11 protein-coding genes are annotated in these 17,605 nt (G+C 57.2%); 7 read left to right on the top strand and 4 right to left on the bottom strand.

Translation table 11 applies throughout. The features are described from left to right. Positions 1 to 187 precede the first annotated feature (187 nt). The 5 genes from N2K95_RS03445 (at position 188) to N2K95_RS03425 (ending at position 7,161) form a co-directional block, all read left to right on the top strand. Positions 188 to 1,681 (top strand): Eco57I restriction-modification methylase domain-containing protein, encoded by a 1,494-nt coding sequence (locus N2K95_RS03445; RefSeq protein WP_260652929.1) that lies wholly within the window; start codon positions 188 to 190, stop codon positions 1,679 to 1,681. After that, on the top strand, positions 1,678 to 2,676 hold the full coding sequence (locus tag N2K95_RS03440; RefSeq protein WP_260652928.1) for a BsuBI/PstI family type II restriction endonuclease: 999 nt from the start codon (positions 1,678 to 1,680) through the stop codon (positions 2,674 to 2,676). Before N2K95_RS03445 ends, N2K95_RS03440 begins: the two co-directional genes overlap by 4 nt. 162 nt (positions 2,677 to 2,838) lie before the next feature. After that, positions 2,839 to 3,750, top strand: a complete 912-nt coding sequence (locus N2K95_RS03435) for a LeoA/HP0731 family dynamin-like GTPase (RefSeq protein WP_260652927.1) — start codon at positions 2,839 to 2,841, stop codon at positions 3,748 to 3,750. Positions 3,751 to 3,828: 78 nt separating this feature from the next. Then, the gene (locus tag N2K95_RS03430) at positions 3,829 to 5,529 is read left to right on the top strand and encodes a nuclease-related domain-containing DEAD/DEAH box helicase (protein WP_260652926.1); all 1,701 of its coding nucleotides are present in this window, start codon (positions 3,829 to 3,831) and stop codon (positions 5,527 to 5,529) included. A 120-nt stretch (positions 5,530 to 5,649) separates the two neighbouring features. Then, a complete protein-coding gene (locus N2K95_RS03425; RefSeq protein WP_260652925.1) occupies positions 5,650 to 7,161 on the top strand; it encodes a DNA cytosine methyltransferase in 1,512 nt (503 codons plus the stop codon). Between the two features lie 757 nt (positions 7,162 to 7,918). Here N2K95_RS03425 and N2K95_RS03420 read toward each other — a convergent pair. The 4 genes from N2K95_RS03420 to N2K95_RS03405 all read right to left on the bottom strand — a co-directional run bounded on the left by N2K95_RS03420 (position 7,919) and on the right by N2K95_RS03405 (position 14,748). Then, entirely contained in the window at positions 7,919 to 8,833 is a 915-nt protein-coding gene (locus N2K95_RS03420) for a hypothetical protein (protein WP_260652924.1), read from the bottom strand. Beyond that, positions 8,830 to 11,142 carry a hypothetical protein gene (locus N2K95_RS03415; protein ID WP_260652923.1) on the bottom strand — a complete coding sequence of 771 codons (2,313 nt, stop codon included), beginning with the start codon at positions 11,140 to 11,142 and terminating at the stop codon, positions 8,830 to 8,832. Before N2K95_RS03415 ends, N2K95_RS03420 begins: the two co-directional genes overlap by 4 nt. Continuing rightward, complete coding sequence (locus N2K95_RS03410; RefSeq protein WP_260652922.1) at positions 11,139 to 12,017, bottom strand: PD-(D/E)XK motif protein; 879 nt, start codon at positions 12,015 to 12,017, stop codon at positions 11,139 to 11,141. The genes N2K95_RS03415 and N2K95_RS03410 overlap by 4 nt, the downstream gene beginning before the upstream one ends. Before the next feature lie 79 nt (positions 12,018 to 12,096). After that, positions 12,097 to 14,748 (bottom strand): Z1 domain-containing protein, encoded by a 2,652-nt coding sequence (locus tag N2K95_RS03405; protein ID WP_260652921.1) that lies wholly within the window; start codon positions 14,746 to 14,748, stop codon positions 12,097 to 12,099. Positions 14,749 to 15,406: 658 nt separating this feature from the next. On the opposite strand from N2K95_RS03405, the gene N2K95_RS03400 reads away from it, so the two are divergent. Both N2K95_RS03400 and N2K95_RS03395 read left to right on the top strand, forming a co-directional pair. Beyond that, positions 15,407 to 16,117 (top strand): ribonuclease HI, encoded by a 711-nt coding sequence (locus tag N2K95_RS03400; protein ID WP_260652920.1) that lies wholly within the window; start codon positions 15,407 to 15,409, stop codon positions 16,115 to 16,117. A 37-nt stretch (positions 16,118 to 16,154) separates the two neighbouring features. Beyond that, complete coding sequence (locus N2K95_RS03395; protein WP_260652919.1) at positions 16,155 to 17,450, top strand: sigma factor-like helix-turn-helix DNA-binding protein; 1,296 nt, start codon at positions 16,155 to 16,157, stop codon at positions 17,448 to 17,450. Positions 17,451 to 17,605: the final 155 nt, after the last annotated feature.

The raw sequence follows: 17,605 nt of genomic DNA, 5'->3' as shown, positions 1-17,605 counted from the left end.
CACGCCGTGGATTGCTGTAAGTGGAACGGCGAGCACTACACTCCCGCGTCTTGAGGCAAAGGTCAAAGCTAAGGCCATAAGGCGTGAGATTAGGTTGGCGGTGGCATTGTGTGGCACGCGGCGCATTCGAGAACCGGCGCTGGCCCACTAAATCCGAACTGCCGGGCAGCACGGATAAGGTTAATCCATGCTTGCTCATGACTTCGTTATTCGCGCCGACAAGCGCCGTCTGACCGCACAACAAGGCCTCGACCCCGCAACCCAGCTCAGATTGGGCCAGCACTTCACGCCGCATCTAGCCGCGAAGCTCATTGCCTCGATCCCCCGCTTGCCGATCAGCGGGTCGTTGAAGATTCTTGACCCCGGAGCTGGGACTGGATCACTCCTGACTGCGCTCTATGCACGAATAATCGAAGAGGCACCGTCACTAGATGTTCATATCACTGCACTGGAACTTGACTCGGAAGTAGCCGAGAAACTGCGGGAGACGATGGAAGATCTCCAAACGGTTGCTGCCAGCGCCGGAATCAAGCTCACCACTGAAGTAATTGAAAGTGACTTCATCGCCATAGAATCCGCGGCCGATACAGATTATGACCTTGTCATAATGAATCCTCCGTACCAAAAGCTCCCCGCAAAATCTGATTACCGCACTGTGATGACCAAACTTGGCGTGCATACGCCTAACATCTACGCCGCGTTCGTCGCTCGGGGAATCATGCAACTGAAAAAGGGCGGGCAGCTCGTGGCGATCACGCCCAGGTCATTCACCAACGGTGTCTACTTTGAGCAATTTCGCTCGTATATCCTGGCTCATACTTCATTGGACCACATACATGTATTCGATAGCCGGTCCACCGTGTTCGCCGATACGGGAGTCCTACAGGAAAACATCATCTTCAGTGTTACCAAAAACGGAACCAATGATAGCGTCACCCTCTCGGCGTCCATAGGTCACGAACATGAAATTCGCACATTTGAAGTCCCAAGTTTCGATATTGTTCGACCAACGGACCGGCGTCAATTCATACGGATACCTGTAGGCCAAGGCGACGATGAGACCGTAACCAGGATGCTGGACTTACCAACTTCGCTTGACGACCTTGGCATATGCGTCAGCACTGGTCGAGTCGTTGATTTTCGCTCTCGAGAAAATCTCAGCCCTGGGGCTACCACTGGGTTTCCGATGGTGTACCCCGCCAACCTCTCCAACGGTCGCGTGGAGCATCCGAAGGTCACAGGTAAGCCTCAATGGTTCAATGCGACGACGGACAACGACCGTAATCTCTTGGTGCCTTCCGGTCATTACGTACTTGTCAAGCGATTTTCTGCAAAAGAAGAGCGCCGACGAATTGTTGCCGGAGTGTGGTCCCCAGACTCGAATGACATCGGACCCGTCGCGTTTGACAATAAGCTCAATTACTTCCACGCAAACGGCGTCGGCCTGGACCGAAAGCTAGCGGTCGGACTAACGCTCTGGCTGAACAGTAGTTTTGTAGACAAGTATTTTCGTACGTTCTCTGGCCACACCCAAGTCAATGCCACCGACCTTCGCGAAATGCGCTACCCAAATACGGACGAATTGCTTCAGATGGGAGAGGATTGGGAGGTCGGGCTCCCGACGCAAGATGTCCTCGACGAACTAGTCAGGATCAACATGGGGTGGAAAGAAGATAAGTGACTGCTGCAGCGCACAACGGCATAACAGGACAAGCATCAACGGCACGCGTCAGAGAAGCCGTAGAAGTACTCCGGCAGCTTGGCTTCGACCAAGGCCGCCTCAACGACCGATCCGGAATGATCCTGCTCGGATTACTTCAACTCACACCGGAAAAGCCTTGGTCTGAGTCGACTAACCCGATGCTTGGCACATCGGCGATTCTCGACTGGGTCAATGCCGAGTACGGAATGACCTATGCGCCGAACACCCGGGAGACGTTTAGGCGGCAAACGCTCCACCAGTTTGTTGCTGCGGGGCTGGTGCAGTACAACTTCGACAAGCCTGAACGCACGCCGAACGACAGAAACAACAACTACCGGATCGCGCCTCCAGCGTTGGAACTCCTTCGGCTCGTTGGGGAAATCGAATTTGACTCGAGACTCACTGAGTACCTCCTCGCGGCTCCGGGTCTTGCAACGAGGTACGCAGCAGAACGCGAGATGACCCGCTTGCCTGTTACGATGCCAGACGGCTCTGAGCTGACACTAAGCGCAGGCGGGCAAAACGTGCTCTTGAAATCGATGATTGAAGACTTCTGTTCCCGCTTCACACCTGGCGGAAGGGTACTCTATATCGGCGACGCCGACGTAAAGCTGAGCATCTTCGAGGAAGAGATACTCGGTGCCCTCGGGGTGGAACTGGACTTGCACGGAAAGTTCCCCGATTTGATCGTGCATATGCCGGAGAAGAATTGGCTTGTGCTCATGGAAGCCGCCAGTTCTCATGGCCCTGTTGATGCCAAGCGCTACGACGAACTGCGCTCGATATTTGCCGGGTCGACAGCCGGTCTCGTATATGTCTCTTGCTTTCCAGACCGAGCCACTATGCGGAAGTTCCTGAGCGAGCTTGCCTGGGAGACTGAAGCATGGGCGGCAGACGAGCCGACTCACATGATCCACCTTAATGGGTCGCGATTCCTCGGCCCCTATGAGGACGCCGCACTGCACAGCAAGTAGAGCCGGAGGGGGCCGTCATAGCGGCCCCCTCTATCTGTTGCCTACTGAACATCGGTTGCCTTTGATCGGCCCGAGACAGATGACCCCAACGAACACGCCGCACTCACTGTCCTTTCCCGGCAACATTCTGCGCTCGCCAAGAAGCGTATCCATCTCAACTCCTTGCTCGAGGCCCGCGCAGGCGAATTTCGCAAAACGGCGCTTCGGGCCGCCGCCCAGGTCGCCGACCATATTGAGTGGAACGAGCAACAAGAGCCGCATAGGTCCATCGACGACGCGTACGACAAGGCTCAGGCCACCCTGAATGATGACCTGAGCGGTGCCTTGGAGCGGTTTGAGGACGGCGTGCGCCAGCTGCTCGAAGTCCAGTTCGACGACCTAGCTGCAGAAGTCCTGGAGATCGAAGCGTCCCCCTACGGACGTATTTCAGTTCGCCTTGGCCAGGCCGAAACGAGCGGCTTCGAAACACCGGACGTTGCGGTTCGACGCGGCGTCTCTCCGCGTCAGCAGATGCCGGCCTGGGCGGATGGGCTCTCGCAGCATCTAAAGAGTTTTAGTGAGGTCTGGGGGGCTGGCACCGGTACAAAAGCAGCCGCCGGCAGCGTGGGACACAAAGCGGTGTTGAAAGTCGGCAAGGCGTTCGGTAAGAAGTTCAAGCCGTGGGAGGCGGTGCGCTTCGCGAATAACGTCGGAAGAGTCGCAAGGGTGGGCAACGTTGCGATCACAATCGGGCAGGGGGTGTACGGTGTCGTCGCTGACGAGCGGTCAGCAGTGAGAGCCGAGCGGGAACGAACCCAGCGTCGTCGCGAGATTACCGATCAAATACTCGCCCAAGCCGACGGCATCGTGATTAGGGCGCTCCAGACAGTCAATGACGGCCTAGAAGAGCTTTTCAGGCCCGAGCTCCATCGCATCAGCAGACTCGCCGAAGAGATTCAGGGAACGCGTGCAACTAGATCTGGACACCGGGAACGGCTTCTTGCCGTCCGGGAACGAGCTGAAAGCACATTGACACGACTGTCAACGGCAAACGGCAAGGTGCTTCAGTATGACGGCGGCACGGCAACACCCTAAGTTGCGGCCAGTCTTTTGGATCCGTCCGGTAGATTACCCACCAGACCCCGGCACCAGCCGGAACGATAAGGGGGAATCGTGCGCTGCATACCGGAAGAGCCTGACTTTCAGGACGGACACCTAGCCGAACAGGCGGTCTGGAACTCCCTGCGCGCCCAGCTGCCCGACGATGTCGTACTGGCCCACTCGGTCCAGCTGCGGCACGGCCGCGCCGAACACGAGATCGACATTCTGATTCTCTGGCCCGGCGTCGGGGTCGCCGTCCTCGAGGTCAAGGGCGGCCGGGTGTCCGTGGAGAACGGCCAGTGGTACCAGAGCGACCGGACCGGCAAACGCCGGATGGAAAGCCCCGTCGCCCAGGCCCAGAGCGCGCAGCATGCCTTCAAGGACTGGATCGGCAGCCGCCTCGGCACTCCCCTGACCAGCCGCATCACTTACATGGCGTGCTTCCCCTATTCGGATGTCCAGCCCGGCTGGGAGATGGCCGGCACGCCGCGCAGCCTCGTCATCGACCAGGCGGAGCTGGCAAACGGATGCGCCGCAAAGATCCGGGCTGCCATCGAGATGGAAGGGCAGGGCGCCGTCCCGCTCTCCCCCAAATACGTGGAACGCATCATCCCCCACCTCTCTGGCAATCTGGCCGCTGCTGACCGTCCGAGCCTGGATGCTGCCGAGCTGGAGGACCACCAGGAACGGCTCACCACACGGCAGAAGGTACTGCTGGATTCCACCCGCTCCATCACCCGCGCCCGCTTCGTCGGCGGCGCCGGCAGCGGCAAAACCTGGCTCGCCGTCGAGAAGGCCAAGCGCCTCGCCAAGGACGGCCAGCGCGTCGGGCTGTTCTGCTACAACAAGGGACTCAGCGAGCACCTACGCCGCGAGGTCGCCGGCTGGCAGCAGGCCCGGCCGGTGTTCGTGGGCGAGTTCCACGACTATGTACAGTCCTTGGGCGTGCCCGACGGGTCCGGGCAGGAGTACTTCGACGAGGAGATGCCGCGCCTGCTCAAGGAACTCGCCGACGTCCTGCCGGTCGAGGAGAAGCTGGACGCCGTCGTCGTCGACGAGGCCCAGGACTTCGCCCCGCTGTGGTGGGAGGCGCTGCTCGCGTGCCTGAAGAAGCCCGACGACGGCGGGGTGTACGCCTTCATGGACGAGCGGCAGAACGTCTACGGCCGTTGGGACGCCGCTACCGCCGGAACGGCCGACGACCCCACTGCCGGGCTCGTCACCCTCCACATCGACGATAACCTGCGTAACACCAAACGGATCGCACAGACCTTCCGCGGGTTCGCCGGCGAACATTTCTCACCCCGCGGCGGGGACGGGCTGCCGGTGCGCCTCGTCGCCTCTGCCACCGAAGATGCGCTGGACGTCGCTAGCGACTGCGTGGATGCGCTCATCGACGAGGGCTGGGCGGCCAACCAGATCGCCCTGCTCACCACCAACAAACGCCACCCGATCCACCAGGACTATTTCGATTCCCAGCGCATCCGCGAGTACTGGAAGTCCTTTCACGACGACGACGACGCGGAGTTCTACGGGCACGTCCTGGGATTCAAGGGGCTGGAACGCTCGGTGGTGATCCTCTGTGTGAACGGGTTCAAGGACATGGCCCGTGCTCCGGAGCAGCTTTACGTGGGGCTGTCTCGGGCTCGGTGCCTGCTGGTGGTGGTTGGCGATCCGGTGCTGATTGCCGAAGCCGGCGGGCGGGAGCTGGAGCTGGCCTTGGGGCGGGCGGAGGGGTGGGCTCCTCTACCGGTGGAGCCCGATCATCGGTAATCAAACTGTCAGTGCAGCATAGTTGACTGGGCAAACATGAACGCGCAGAGCCGGTAAGATTACTTGGCTCCTCGTTCCTTCCTGGTAACCTGGAGAGCCGTACTGATTTTGGAGGACACCGTGATTCCCGTCGTTGACATCTTTGCTGGCCCTGGCGGCCTGAACGAAGGCTTCTCCAGCATCCGCGACGAGCAGGGTAAGCGGGTCTTCAAGACGGTTCTATCGATTGAGATGGAGACGTCAGCGGTAAAGACTCTTACCCTGCGCGCGGCTCACCGGTTCCTTTTGGATTTGCCTGAAGGTCAACCTGAGATCTATAAGAAGTACCTTTCCCAAGACGTGACGTACGACGAAATGCGTGCCGCGCCGGAGGTGGCTGAGGCTTTCGCGCACGCGGGAGCCGAAGTCCGGCAGTTCACCCTGAGTGAGGACAGCCGTCCAGAGTCCGACGCGTTAATCCGCGAATCTCTTCAGGACTCCTCCGAATGGGTCCTGATCGGCGGACCGCCGTGCCAGGCCTACTCGATGGCCGGACGCTCCCGGCGCAAGCACGACGCCACGTTCAAGGACGATCACAAGCACTTCCTGTACAAGGAATACCTTCACATCATCACCGAGTTCCGCCCTGCGGTCTTCGTGATGGAAAACGTGAAAGGCATGCTCTCGTCCAAGAGCGGCGACGGCAAGATCTTTGAACTGATCGAGCAGGACCTGCGCGCACCCGGCTACGACCTTCACTCGATGGTGGTCAGCAGCGACACCGGAGAACTCAAGCCCACGGACTTCATCATCAAGTCCGAGCAGTTCGGAATCCCCCAGAAGCGCCACCGGGTCATCATCGTGGGCCTCCGTCGGGACGCCCAGCTTCCGGCCCCAAAGGTCCTCGAATCCCGCGAACCTGTAAGCGTGCAGGACGCCATCTGGTCTCTGCCCCATCTGCGCTCGGGTATTTCCCGCCGACCGCAGTCCACTTGGGAGGACTGGGCGACGATACGCGCGCAAGCGCACAAGTTCTTACAGGCGCTTCCGGGCAAAGAGCGCGCGTCCGCTCCCAGCCTCTACGAACTCGAGACCAAGTCGAACTCCGTCCGCCCCCCGGAGCCCTTCGACAAAGCCTCCGCAGCAGGTGAGCTCCAAACATGGCTCCGTAAAGATGCCGCACCTGTTACGTGGAACCACGAGGCCCGTGGCCACATGCTTGAAGACTTGGTTCGCTATTACTTGCTGGCTGCGCTGGTGACGGCCGACGGTTCGAGTCCGAAGGTGCGCAGCCTGCCGACTGCCCACTGGCCCAAGCACAACAACATCAACAACGTAGTGGTGCCCTTCGAGGATCGGTTCCGGGTCCAGGCGTGGGGGAAACCTTCATCCACTGTCGTGTCTCACATCGCCAAGGACGGGCACTACTACATTCACCCTGACCATGAACAGATGCGCAGTCTGACCGTGCGGGAAGCGGCGCGGCTGCAGACCTTCCCCGACAACTACATCTTCCTAGGGAACCGGACCCAGCAGTACACGCAGGTTGGGAACGCGGTCCCGCCGCTGCTGGCCTCAAAAATCGCGCAGAGGATCGCGGAGGTTCTCGGCTCAACCCTCTTGGGTGTGCAGCGGTCAAACCTTGACCTCTAACCGCATCCTCTAAGAAATGCCCGCTAAGTCTCGGGCTCGTTGCACCTTGAGCCCACAGGCACGGATATGTGCTTCAAGAGCGTACGTGTCCAAAATGTCTAGGAACAGTGGGCCGGTGGACAGCGTGGCCTCTTTAATAAGCTCCCGTGCGTAAGCGGTGCGATCGCGCCCTCCGTAAGCCAGTATCTGGTTCGCCAATGCCCTTATAAGGCGAGGATTTCGAGCTAGGGAGGATCGTTCAAAGAGCCCAACAAGTTCGTCTTCCTGGAGAGGCGTATGGCCCTCAAAGAGCATGTCGCCCAAAACTGAGTGCCGCAGCCATACCCTGCGAAGTACGTTCCGCGGCAAGCCAAGCAAGCGTTTGTCTGGGAGGCTGGGGAATCGTTGGTATGCCACATCAGGGAACACCACCACGGTCATAAAGGTCCAGAAGTCCTCGCTGGCAGCTTCAGTGGGTGCCACACCCAAGGCCGTGTGGAGCGCCTTGCCCAAGGTTCGGTCGAATTCAGATGAGCCAGAACCAACCACTCGACCGGCCCACTGCTGGATCTCACGCATCACATACTTACGGACCTCAGCAATCGTGTCTACCGAGGCACTTGTACCACCTGTAGCGGGAAGTGCTGCTTTAGGGTCATGAAATCCCACGAGGTCCACGAGTGCCTCTGGGTTTTCTTCACTGACCCTACGAACCTCCTCGACACGTGACCGTGCGGCCACTCGAGACAAATGAGGATATATAAACTGAGCCACTACCCTAGACACCTCGCATATATTCCAGAGCCGCCTGCAATCGCGACTCAAATTCGGCCGGGTCGGTTCGCATCATTCCAATTGCGTCGCGGAGTGATGACCGTAAATACGACGCGCTCATCGACTCGAGAACGCTACCAACAGATTCAGGATGGTACCGACGCACGTCAATATTGCTACCTTCACGAGCAGATACTTGAGTAAACAAACTTCTTACAACATCTACTTTTAGCGCAGTGTTCATAATGGATGCGACTGGATCAACGTTTGCTAGCACGATCCCTGCCCCGGGATGCTCAGTATTTATATAAAGGCGCACAGCCCCATAAAAAGCATCGTCCAGATCGTCATATATCACGCTAGTGAACCAAGGAACCCCCACGGGCAGCAGCCCGGAAAATGCTATCGCTTCTGTCGGGAACAAGGGGGTTTTCGGATCAAGGTTGAAAGGCTCAGTCCCTGATGCTGCCAGCCTGGATCCGACGCGGGTAGCCACCGTCCGATCGCCGCTAGCTTCTTGCTCCACTCCGAGGATGAGCTGCATCGAAGCAGTTATTCGGGCCGCACAGCTACCTGGTGGAAGATGTACCGAAACGTCAACATCAATCTCATTGGCGCCATCTGACCAGTCATCAAGAGACAGCACCGTGGCACCTATGCCTCTGAAGTAGGTTTTCGGCGATTCCACCTGCCCCACGAGAGTGATATCCGCTATCTGTGCAACACCGGTTTGGCTCAAGAGCCGCTCCGGGTGGATTGATACACGGCTGGACATCCACATCTCCGTCAAGGCGTCCCATGGCTGCGGCTCCGCAGTACGGTTGTGAAAGTCCCTGTCATAGCTGAAGTACCACTGCCCCCAGATTACAGAATCGGCACCTGCCGTTTTGTAAGGCTGAATAACTATTCGTTTACTCATGACAACTCGGTAACAGAGAAGTCCACATCCAAGGTTATATCGGATGGATAGAAAACTCTTAAAGTGATCGGCGTTCCCGTTTGAGAGAAACTAATGCTGTTCCTGCGGTCAACCCCAAGCGTCATTGCGATTGTACTTTCCCATTCAACCGAAATATCGGAATCTTCTAACTCATATCTTGTTCCACCTTCGTCAACTGCGCTGATCGCAGCACTTAGAGACACCAGCTTGGAGTCGGCGTGTTTTGGAAGAACCGTGATTTCTACTCCCATCCGGTCTCGAGAGTCCACGCCGATCAGGCGATGCCCTTGGATTTCCACCACGGGTTGGCTGGACTTCTTCCTCGCTATCGGTTTTCCAGGTGCCAGGTCCAGATCGGGAACTTTGGGCATTCCCTCAAAGTCGGCCACGAGCCCCCCGAGCACATTGGCAAGGTGCACCACTGGAGTACTTGCATCCGCCTCGTTGGCGCCCAAGCCGACTGGCGGTGCGGCAAAGTTGTTGGACATCTCGCGTATACGTCTTAGCGCAACCGTCACAATACTCTTTTGCTCCCGGTCTGACAGAGAGTTTGGTATCCATTCGTCGTGCGCCGGCGGCTCGGCGGCAGAGAACGCTGCGTCTGTTTCTTCAAGTGGTTGGAAGACAGCCGCCCAGTGATAGCCAGGTGAATCCAAGCGACGCAGCTCTTCGTAGGTCACCACGAGTTCTGCATGCCGCATAAGACATACGTGATGCGATGAATCTCCGAGTGGATCGATGTCGGAGAAAGGCGAGGTTCCCTCGCCAAATGAGGTAAACCGAGTCATAGCTAAATGACCCAAAAGCTTGTTCGGCTTTAGCTGCCGTACTTCACGCACTTCACCGAGAGGTAAATCGACGTGCGTACCGTTATTCTCCGCACGCACTGCTTCCAAACAGGTGGCGTAGGCGCGAAGGTAAGGATGATCCTCCGGGGACCGCATTGGTACGGGCTTTCCGTTGAGCATCACCTTGATATCCATTGGTACACGTCCGTCGGACAAAGGCACCATCTTTGGCCACAGGTTCCATAGGATAGCTTCCGCGAGTTGCTCGGCCTCAGACTCGCGGTCGGGCCCTCCAAGCATTGGGTCGATGATAAGGATGGATGTACCTGTTGCGTCCTGTGCAAACTGATTTTCAAACAATGCTGCACCGAGGCCATCCGCTTCAGGGCCTCTGAGAGGCTCAATCCGCGAGGCACTCGGATTCGCGGAATCGGGGACGCCCCACCAGTGTCGCCCCGTGTAGCGCCTATGCTCATCTTCAAAAGCGCTGCCGATAGCTGATCCAATTAGGCGGGCCTCGATACCGCCCTGCTCTTTCGAATGGGACCAGACAACAGTCGTACCGCAACCACTTGTCAAATAGCCCACGGCCTTTCCGAAGCCGTACGTCCCACCTCCCAACTTGCGATCGCTGGGCGCGCCAATATTGAAAACCATGTTGACGAAGTCCATTGCCTGCCCGTCACGAACAGGTAAATCTGGGCGCACGGGGCCACCCAGCCCCTTAGTACCGCGGTCGGAAATTTCAAGAACCCAGACCTCGTCCCTGTCCAGGGTCTCCCGGATGCCTAGTCCGTGGTGGGTTCCCACCAATACATTAGAACGAAGCAGATGAAGCTGATGCTCGCTCAAGCAGCGCAAATTGACGCGAAACTCTACAGTGTCCCCTAGTCGCGCATCCCAACTATTTTGAGCCGTTTCGCGGACCAATAATGCAATAGAAGAGAGCTTGGGCTGGCCCAACAATTTGCGTGCACCGTCGCCAATAAGATCACCAGGGCCACAGACCTTGGGGAACCACTCCAGAATTGGTGCGGACTCATACGTGTTACGGGTGTCGCTGGCTCTTGTCCCCTGGATCGCCTTCGTCTCCTTCTGAAGGGGAGTTGCCACTTCAAAATATGGAAATCCGCTGAGGGCACCGGTATCCGAATGGCTAACATCACTTGCTACAGGAAGATCCCTTATGTGGTGTGGATCAGCTAAGTCAGGGATCACCGACTGCTTTGCATCAGGTGTAGTTACCTTCGATGCGTGCCGTGCCGGCGTCGCGGATTGTTCCCACGGAGAATATGCATCTCCGTCCAGTGCAAGCCGAGCGGACTCAGCGAAACTATAACCGTCATCGAATGCTGCTTTAGCCAGCTTCCATGTAACCCCGTTTGGCGTAAGCCCAATGGACCTGAGATGAGCTGCGAGCACTCGCTTTGACGTTAACTCTTCACCAATATAGTGCTCTCGCACCTCAGAATAAGCAGCTTGCAGTTCTGCGTCAGTCAACTTAGGCATAACCTCATCGCCGCCTCAGACTCATCGATATCACAGGGGTCACCTAGGGCTTCAACGGCAAGGCTATACTTGATGCTCTCTATCCCAGCCAAGCGCCTCGCACCAAGTTCACTTCGTCTCAGTCCAGGACTTTCGTCAGTAATCCTCCAGAGGAATACCTCGTTTACAGAAAACTTTGAGTCCTTACCGTTTTCGATAAATCGGAATCCATATTGGGCTATCTTTTTCTGTAACGCATGCTTTGGGACCCCCATCCCTACTAACCGATTCATAAGGGACCCTACGGAATCGCCCATCGGATCGTTCCTCAGGCTTACCATGGCTAAATACAAAGGTTCGCCGGCTACTGGGTCCAACTGGTCGAGGCTACTTATCGTCACGCGGGCCGCATCCTGACTAGTCGTGGTCTTTACTTCCACAAATGCCTTGGACGACGTGAAGTCGCGCAGCGTACGCTCAGGTCCGGTCCATACATTCAAGGCATTGATCGGATCGATCCGGGCCAAGTTCTCGAGAACGACTAGCTCTCCAAAGAGGCCAACGTGTTCCTCTCTGCTCAGCTGGACAACATTTTCGAATAGCGTCTGCCACTCGTCCAGAGCCCACATCAGCGCGCGATACGGGGTAACCTGGGGCTCCTCAGCGCGAGAAACAACATCCGAACAGAGGCGTTCAAACACGAGCCCAAGGCTCTGATCGCTGCAAACCAAGTCGACATATCCGATACCGTTGTGTTCACGCACCACCAACGCAAGGTTGTCTGACTCCACCGTGCCGACGACCGTGCCGGGTTCTTCTTGGGCCACCAGCAGATGACGCCTCCCTTGAGTATCAATGGCCAACAGAACACCTCCACGATCGCTCATGAAGATCTGTCTAGTTAAGAGTTGGCTTGTCCGTAGGCGGGGGTCAGCTTGGAGAAGGAAGAAGCCCTCAGATACTTGGTCAGACATCGCCGTTCAACCAAGCCCACTCATCAGGAAGAGCATCGCCGTTGTCCTCATCGTCTGAATCTCCTAGGGGAAAGCCGTCATGGTCACCATCGGGGACTTCCCAATCCGGGGTCACGGAATAGAAGTCTCCGTCGGTAACGTCGTTGATTTGATCAAAGCCTGGGAATACCACTCCGACACCGATCATGTGATCCGCAGCTTCCATCGCGCGGCGGACAGGTGGCTGGCCAGCTTTCGGTGCTCGTGTTGGGACCGAGTTGGCGCTCACTACGTAGATTATCAAGAGACCACGCCCACCAGCATGAGTTTTTCGAAGCTTTTGGAAAGCAGCGGAGTCCAATTCCGATTGCTGTCCGGTGATGGCGGTTGAAATGTCCGCCACGTAATCACTCAGAGACAGGAGCGCTTTGATATTTGCTTCTCCGGCGGAGGAAGAGGCGAGCGGGGCACGGTTGACTGCGGGTACGCTCAGTCCAGGAACAATGTCGAGCGATCCTAGTGTAGTGGACTCCTCCTTGAGCCCCATTACGGCAACATTCCACTCGGTATGGTTGGCCTTTTGAGTTATCCATTCAGAAATGAAATCACCCGGCATATTTGTTTGGTTCTTGTGTGTCTGATAGTTAGCGAAGAACCGACTAACCTCATCAGCAGATAGTTTCTCAAATAACGCAAAGGCCGGCACTTCGTCGCTCCGGTCACTTACGGATTTGCCGATTAGAAGGCCCCTAAGGGCGCTCTGGTTATCAGCAATAACATCCTTATCAGTGTCAAAAATAAATGTTTGAAGACGAGTGCCCGTGAATGATAGGTTTGTTCGTTCTGCATGGACGAGTTTATTTCGCGAGGTAATAGCCAGCCGCCCTGGGTGGGAGCGGATGCGGATCCCCAACTCGCGTGGAGTCATTTCCATCGCGGCCATTCGTGCAATCTCGTCGCGCAGCTCAATTTCAACCATTGCCAGGAACTCAAAATCGAGCTTCAAGTCGGCCGGCATCCAAATCCGGGGAAGGTCTTCATAACCACGCCGGTACCCGAACCACCGGCCCATCTGCAGCAACGTGTCATACGTGCTCGAGGTGCGGAGGAAATATGAAACAACGAGTCCCTCAAGGGTGAGCCCTCTGGATAGAGTTCCGCCGCCAACAGCGATGACGGTTTCAACAATAAGATTTCCAGCCTCATCGCGACGGTCATAATCAAGTCGATCTCTAGATTCCCCGTTATCTACAACTACACGGCAAGCGGTTATTACTGTGTTGATGTGATTCTCGACTTCTTCCCAAATCGGAATATTCTCACTCGCCAAGTTGTCGCATCGAGATATTTCCACTTCGTAAGCTACCTTCAAAGCATCAAAATCACCCGATTTGACAGATTTACGGAGCTCCTGCAGGTATTTGCAAATTGAGTTCTTCATCACCGTGTGAGGTGCAGTGTAATGGGTTGTGTGAACCAACATAGAGCTGTGCTCGCGGGCCTGACCCCGCGCACGACGTATTGCTGTCGCTACTACAAACCACAGGACAGCATCCTGGAGCGAGGCTGGGATCTCGTGTTTGAATCCTTCTCGCTCCTCTCTATCCGCGGGAGGTCGGAGGACTTCCGAATCACACTCCGGTACGTACCTGATCGCGTCCACCAACGCTTCGTCTTCTTCGGAGATTACCGCAGATCCCCCAAACAACCTTTCTGCGCCGAAATACCCGTCCGGCTTGGGCAGGGACGTGATGAAATCAGAAGGATAGAGCTCCGCCTCATCATTAGGATCCATAAATACGTTTGCGAACGGCGTCGCCGTGTAACCTACGTATGTTCCACTGATAACTAAGCCCCAGATCTCGCGAAGAAGCTCGTTGATTTTCGACAACTCTTCACTAGCTGCTTTTGTGTTTGGAGTAGCCTGATCTGCCTCGTCGTCGATTATAAGTACTGGAACAGTCCGACGAATATCCGCCGGTATGTTAGTTAGCCAGTCGCGCAGAGCGCCCAACCGGTCGCGCTGTTTTTTCACTACTGCTAGCGCTTTGGTTGTTCCGGACTTCAGTAGGGCCGGCCCACCTCCAAAGTTTCTGAAATCCCTGTCGTCGGCTGTCAGAGGATACCATTCACCTCGGAGTAGATCCTTATCAAGGCGCACTTGAGTTTGCCGACGCAAGTTATTGTGCGTTCCGGCCAGTACAATTATAAGTTGATATCCCGCATCAGCAGCCTTGCTTATAACACCGGAATAATTAGCCGTCTTGCCGGACTGGACGTAGCCTAGAACTAGTCCCTTCTTCTTGGTCCCATAGGTCCTCGGATCGGCTAAGCGCGAAACAATTTCGTGGGTTGTCCTGTCGATTTCTTTAACTGCGTTAGCGAGAGAGCCTCCTTCCATCTTTTCCACGTACGCTGGCCAGTGCCTGTCCCCTGCCTCGACTCCTGTGTACCACGGGGAGTGGGTATGAGCGTCAAAGCCATTAGGCCAACCTTCGTTGATTTTCGTTTCGGCCAGTATTTGCGCAATAACATCCCGTACGACTCGCTGTACAGTTGCTGTGCCGCCAAGATTTCGGATGACCATGCGAGCTGCGTCTGGCAGCTGGGACGCCTTTTCGCGTACTTCTCGTATAATAAGCTCACGAATATAGGCGTGGTTCATAGTATTCCGTTCGTTATTGGTCGACCGCAACGTTGGCATTTCTTGCAGTGCCGCGTATCTGTTTGTATGTTCGGCTGGCTTCGGGATGTTCCTGCCCGAGCTCGCCGCCGACATTATCAATGATGGCCATGGCTCGCTTGGCTGGGTCCGTCTCATCCTGGTGATCCAAGACTGGCCCTTCCTGCCCACCCGGCACTGCAGATTCATTCCTAGAGTCACCGCAAGCAAGAGGTTACCTACAAGCAGCCACATTCTCTAAATGGGTGCGCTCCTGTCTTTGCAACTGACACTTCGTAGACACCCTCATGCGCGCCCCCAGCATCCCATCGTCCCAGTTACAAAAAGTATTTTTATCCGCGCAAGCGGGATGCTGTTAGGAATGTCAGTGCCGGACCCTACTGTGATCCGTGTCGCAGCAATTCCGTCCCAGCATCAGGAGACAGTTATGAGTTTTCCCGTACCCGTAGCACCGGCGCGGCCCTTCATTTCCGCCGCCGATGCCGTTGGCGCCCGAAGCGGTATCTCCGTGCGTGTATCACCGAAGCACGGGTTGCAGGTCTGGGCTGTTGTCAGAACGCAGGGCAGCCAGGTTGCGGCAGTTCAGTCCGGGATTTGGAATCCTTCGTGTCCCGACGGACAGCCGAGTCTTTACCGCACTGTGCGCCAGGCAGTGAACTACCAGCTCGAAGCCGGCACCCAGGAGATCTACTGCGACGACGAAAACACTGCGACCAGTCTCCAGGCTCTGGGGGTGTCCGCCAGCTTCCAATACCCTCCAGCCGTCGCCATCACTGCCCTGGACGAGGCAGTTGCCGCGGAAATCAACGGCCGGTTCGCACAACTGACCATCACCACCGATTCGTCGCGCGGCAAGTGTTCTCCCTGGCTCGGGCACGGCTGGGTACTGGATTTCGGCGGGGAGGCACGCGTGAAGCCGGGGCAGAAGGTCTCCGAAGGAGACAGCATCCTGGAAGGCGAGCTACGGTCAATCAGATTCGGCTTGCAGGCTGCGCGAGGTGTCTATTCATCGGCTTTGCAGGGCGGCACCGCCATCACTGTTCGGTCGGACAGCCAGCTGGCCCTCCGCATGCTCACGGAACCAGGTTTCGCACCGCCGTCGGCAAGCCGCTTTTGCCGCGAGGAAGTAGCTCGCATCCTTGGATACACACGCGACGCCCAGGTGCGCTTCCTGTGGGTCAAAGGCCACAGCGGCGACCCGCACAACATGGCAGCCGACCGATTGGCCGTGCTTGCCCGAAGGTCCCGCGAGGCCGAGCTCAGCTTCGAAGAGGTACAGCGCCTCACAGCGTTGGCGCACCAAGACGTATTGAACGACATCCGGCGCTCCCGCATGGCACTGGCAGCCTGACCACATTTCTCGTCAACGTCAAAAATTAGGGGATCCCATGACCCAGACATCACAAACATCTTCGACCAGTCCCTCGCGCCCTACCGCCCAGGAACGAGACGCGGCCATGGTGCAGAGGTACATCGAGGGGGAAACCCTCGAAGCCATCGGTGCCGACTACGGGGTTACTCGGGAGCGCGTCCGGCAAATCGTCAGCAAGGTAGGTGGCAGCATGGCTGCAGAGTCCCGCAAACGCCGGCTGGAAAAACGGGAAGCGGACATCAAAGCCGCCTCCCAATCCTTCATGGAATCGTACGGAGCAGTGGCGCGGACTGCCGCTGCAACCGGATCGACCCGCACGGAAACGGTCCTGAGACTGTCGATCCTTTTTCCGGAGATGGACAAGGACTTGGCAGAGTCGACCCTTCGGGAGTCCAGTATCCGGTTTGATACCCGGGCTCAGGACATATTCTCCAAAGCCGTTGTTGAAGCGGGCCTGTATTACCTTGTGGGGGCCGAGCTGGGTCTGGCTCCTGACCCGCACTTTGCAGCAGCCAACCTGGACCTCGACATGATGACGGAACTGGTCGCCGTCCTCCAGCAAGGGACGGCAACGGAGGAAGACATCGCAACGATCCTCGGAATCATTGGCGCTGCCAAGCGCCACATCGCCGAGCATCCAGAAACGACGATTACCGGTTCCCGCTATGACGAACTACGCGATGAACTTGTCCCGGCTCTCGGTTGGGAATCCCGCCAGGGTGCGTCCCCTTGGCCGCCGACCCGGCAAACCGTCATGGGGAAGTACACGTATTGGAACGCCGCATTGGAATCCATGGGGCTGGCAGCGAATCAGCGCGGCCGGACGCCAGGCTTGGTGAAGTTCACCGAAAAACTATACCAAAAAGCCATCCGTGACTTCGCTACCGACATGCAGGCGCGCAACGTGTACCCCAGCCACGGCCGCTATGCGGAATGGTGCGCAGACATGAATGCTGCAAACCATGAGTACCCCTCGCCCGCGGCCCTGCGCAATTTCTTCGGTTCCTGGACAGCAGCTCTCCGCTACATCCAAGAACATCCCGCAGCACCGGCAGAGAGCGCAGTCGCTGAAGATACAGACAATGGCGCTACTCGAGATCCCGGAGCCAGCGGCAAGGAGGAAACGACTGTCGTAGCAGGGGTTGCAACGTGTCCCATTTGTTCACACGAGGCCTGGCCCATCGTCCGCGGCCTGTGGTGTCCGCCAAGTGATGGATCGAAGCCCAAGGTCTGGCCTGCGGGATGCGTAATCACTGACGGACCCCAGCCGCAATGGCGGTGCATGGACGGTTCCTGCGGCTGGGATTGGTAGTTGCAATAGCGGGGCCTGCCGGCAAGGACTCATCAGCAGCTGCTGGTAGGTTGAGTGCACTTAATAACAAGGGGGAGTTCATTGAGTACAGATTCATCCGGTGCTGATTCAGCACCGGGCCCAGGCATTCGAACGCAGCCGTACACCAGCACGCC

Origin of the sequence: Arthrobacter zhaoxinii, assembly GCF_025244925.1 — a bacterium.
GTDB lineage: Bacteria > Actinomycetota > Actinomycetes > Actinomycetales > Micrococcaceae > Arthrobacter_B > Arthrobacter_B zhaoxinii.
The sequence above is the reverse complement of the archived record's forward strand: the minus strand, read 5'-3'. Positions and strand labels throughout refer to the sequence as shown.

Coding starts and splice junctions, on each gene's coding strand:
- N2K95_RS03445 (WP_260652929.1), top strand. CDS start 188: ATGCTTGCTCATGACTTCGTTATTCGCGCCGACAAGCGCCGTCTGACC.
- N2K95_RS03420 (WP_260652924.1), bottom strand. CDS start 8,833: ATGAGTAAACGAATAGTTATTCAGCCTTACAAAACGGCAGGTGCCGAT.
- N2K95_RS03410 (WP_260652922.1), bottom strand. CDS start 12,017: ATGAGCGATCGTGGAGGTGTTCTGTTGGCCATTGATACTCAAGGGAGG.
- N2K95_RS03405 (WP_260652921.1), bottom strand. CDS start 14,748: ATGAACCACGCCTATATTCGTGAGCTTATTATACGAGAAGTACGCGAA.
- N2K95_RS03395 (WP_260652919.1), top strand. CDS start 16,155: ATGACCCAGACATCACAAACATCTTCGACCAGTCCCTCGCGCCCTACC.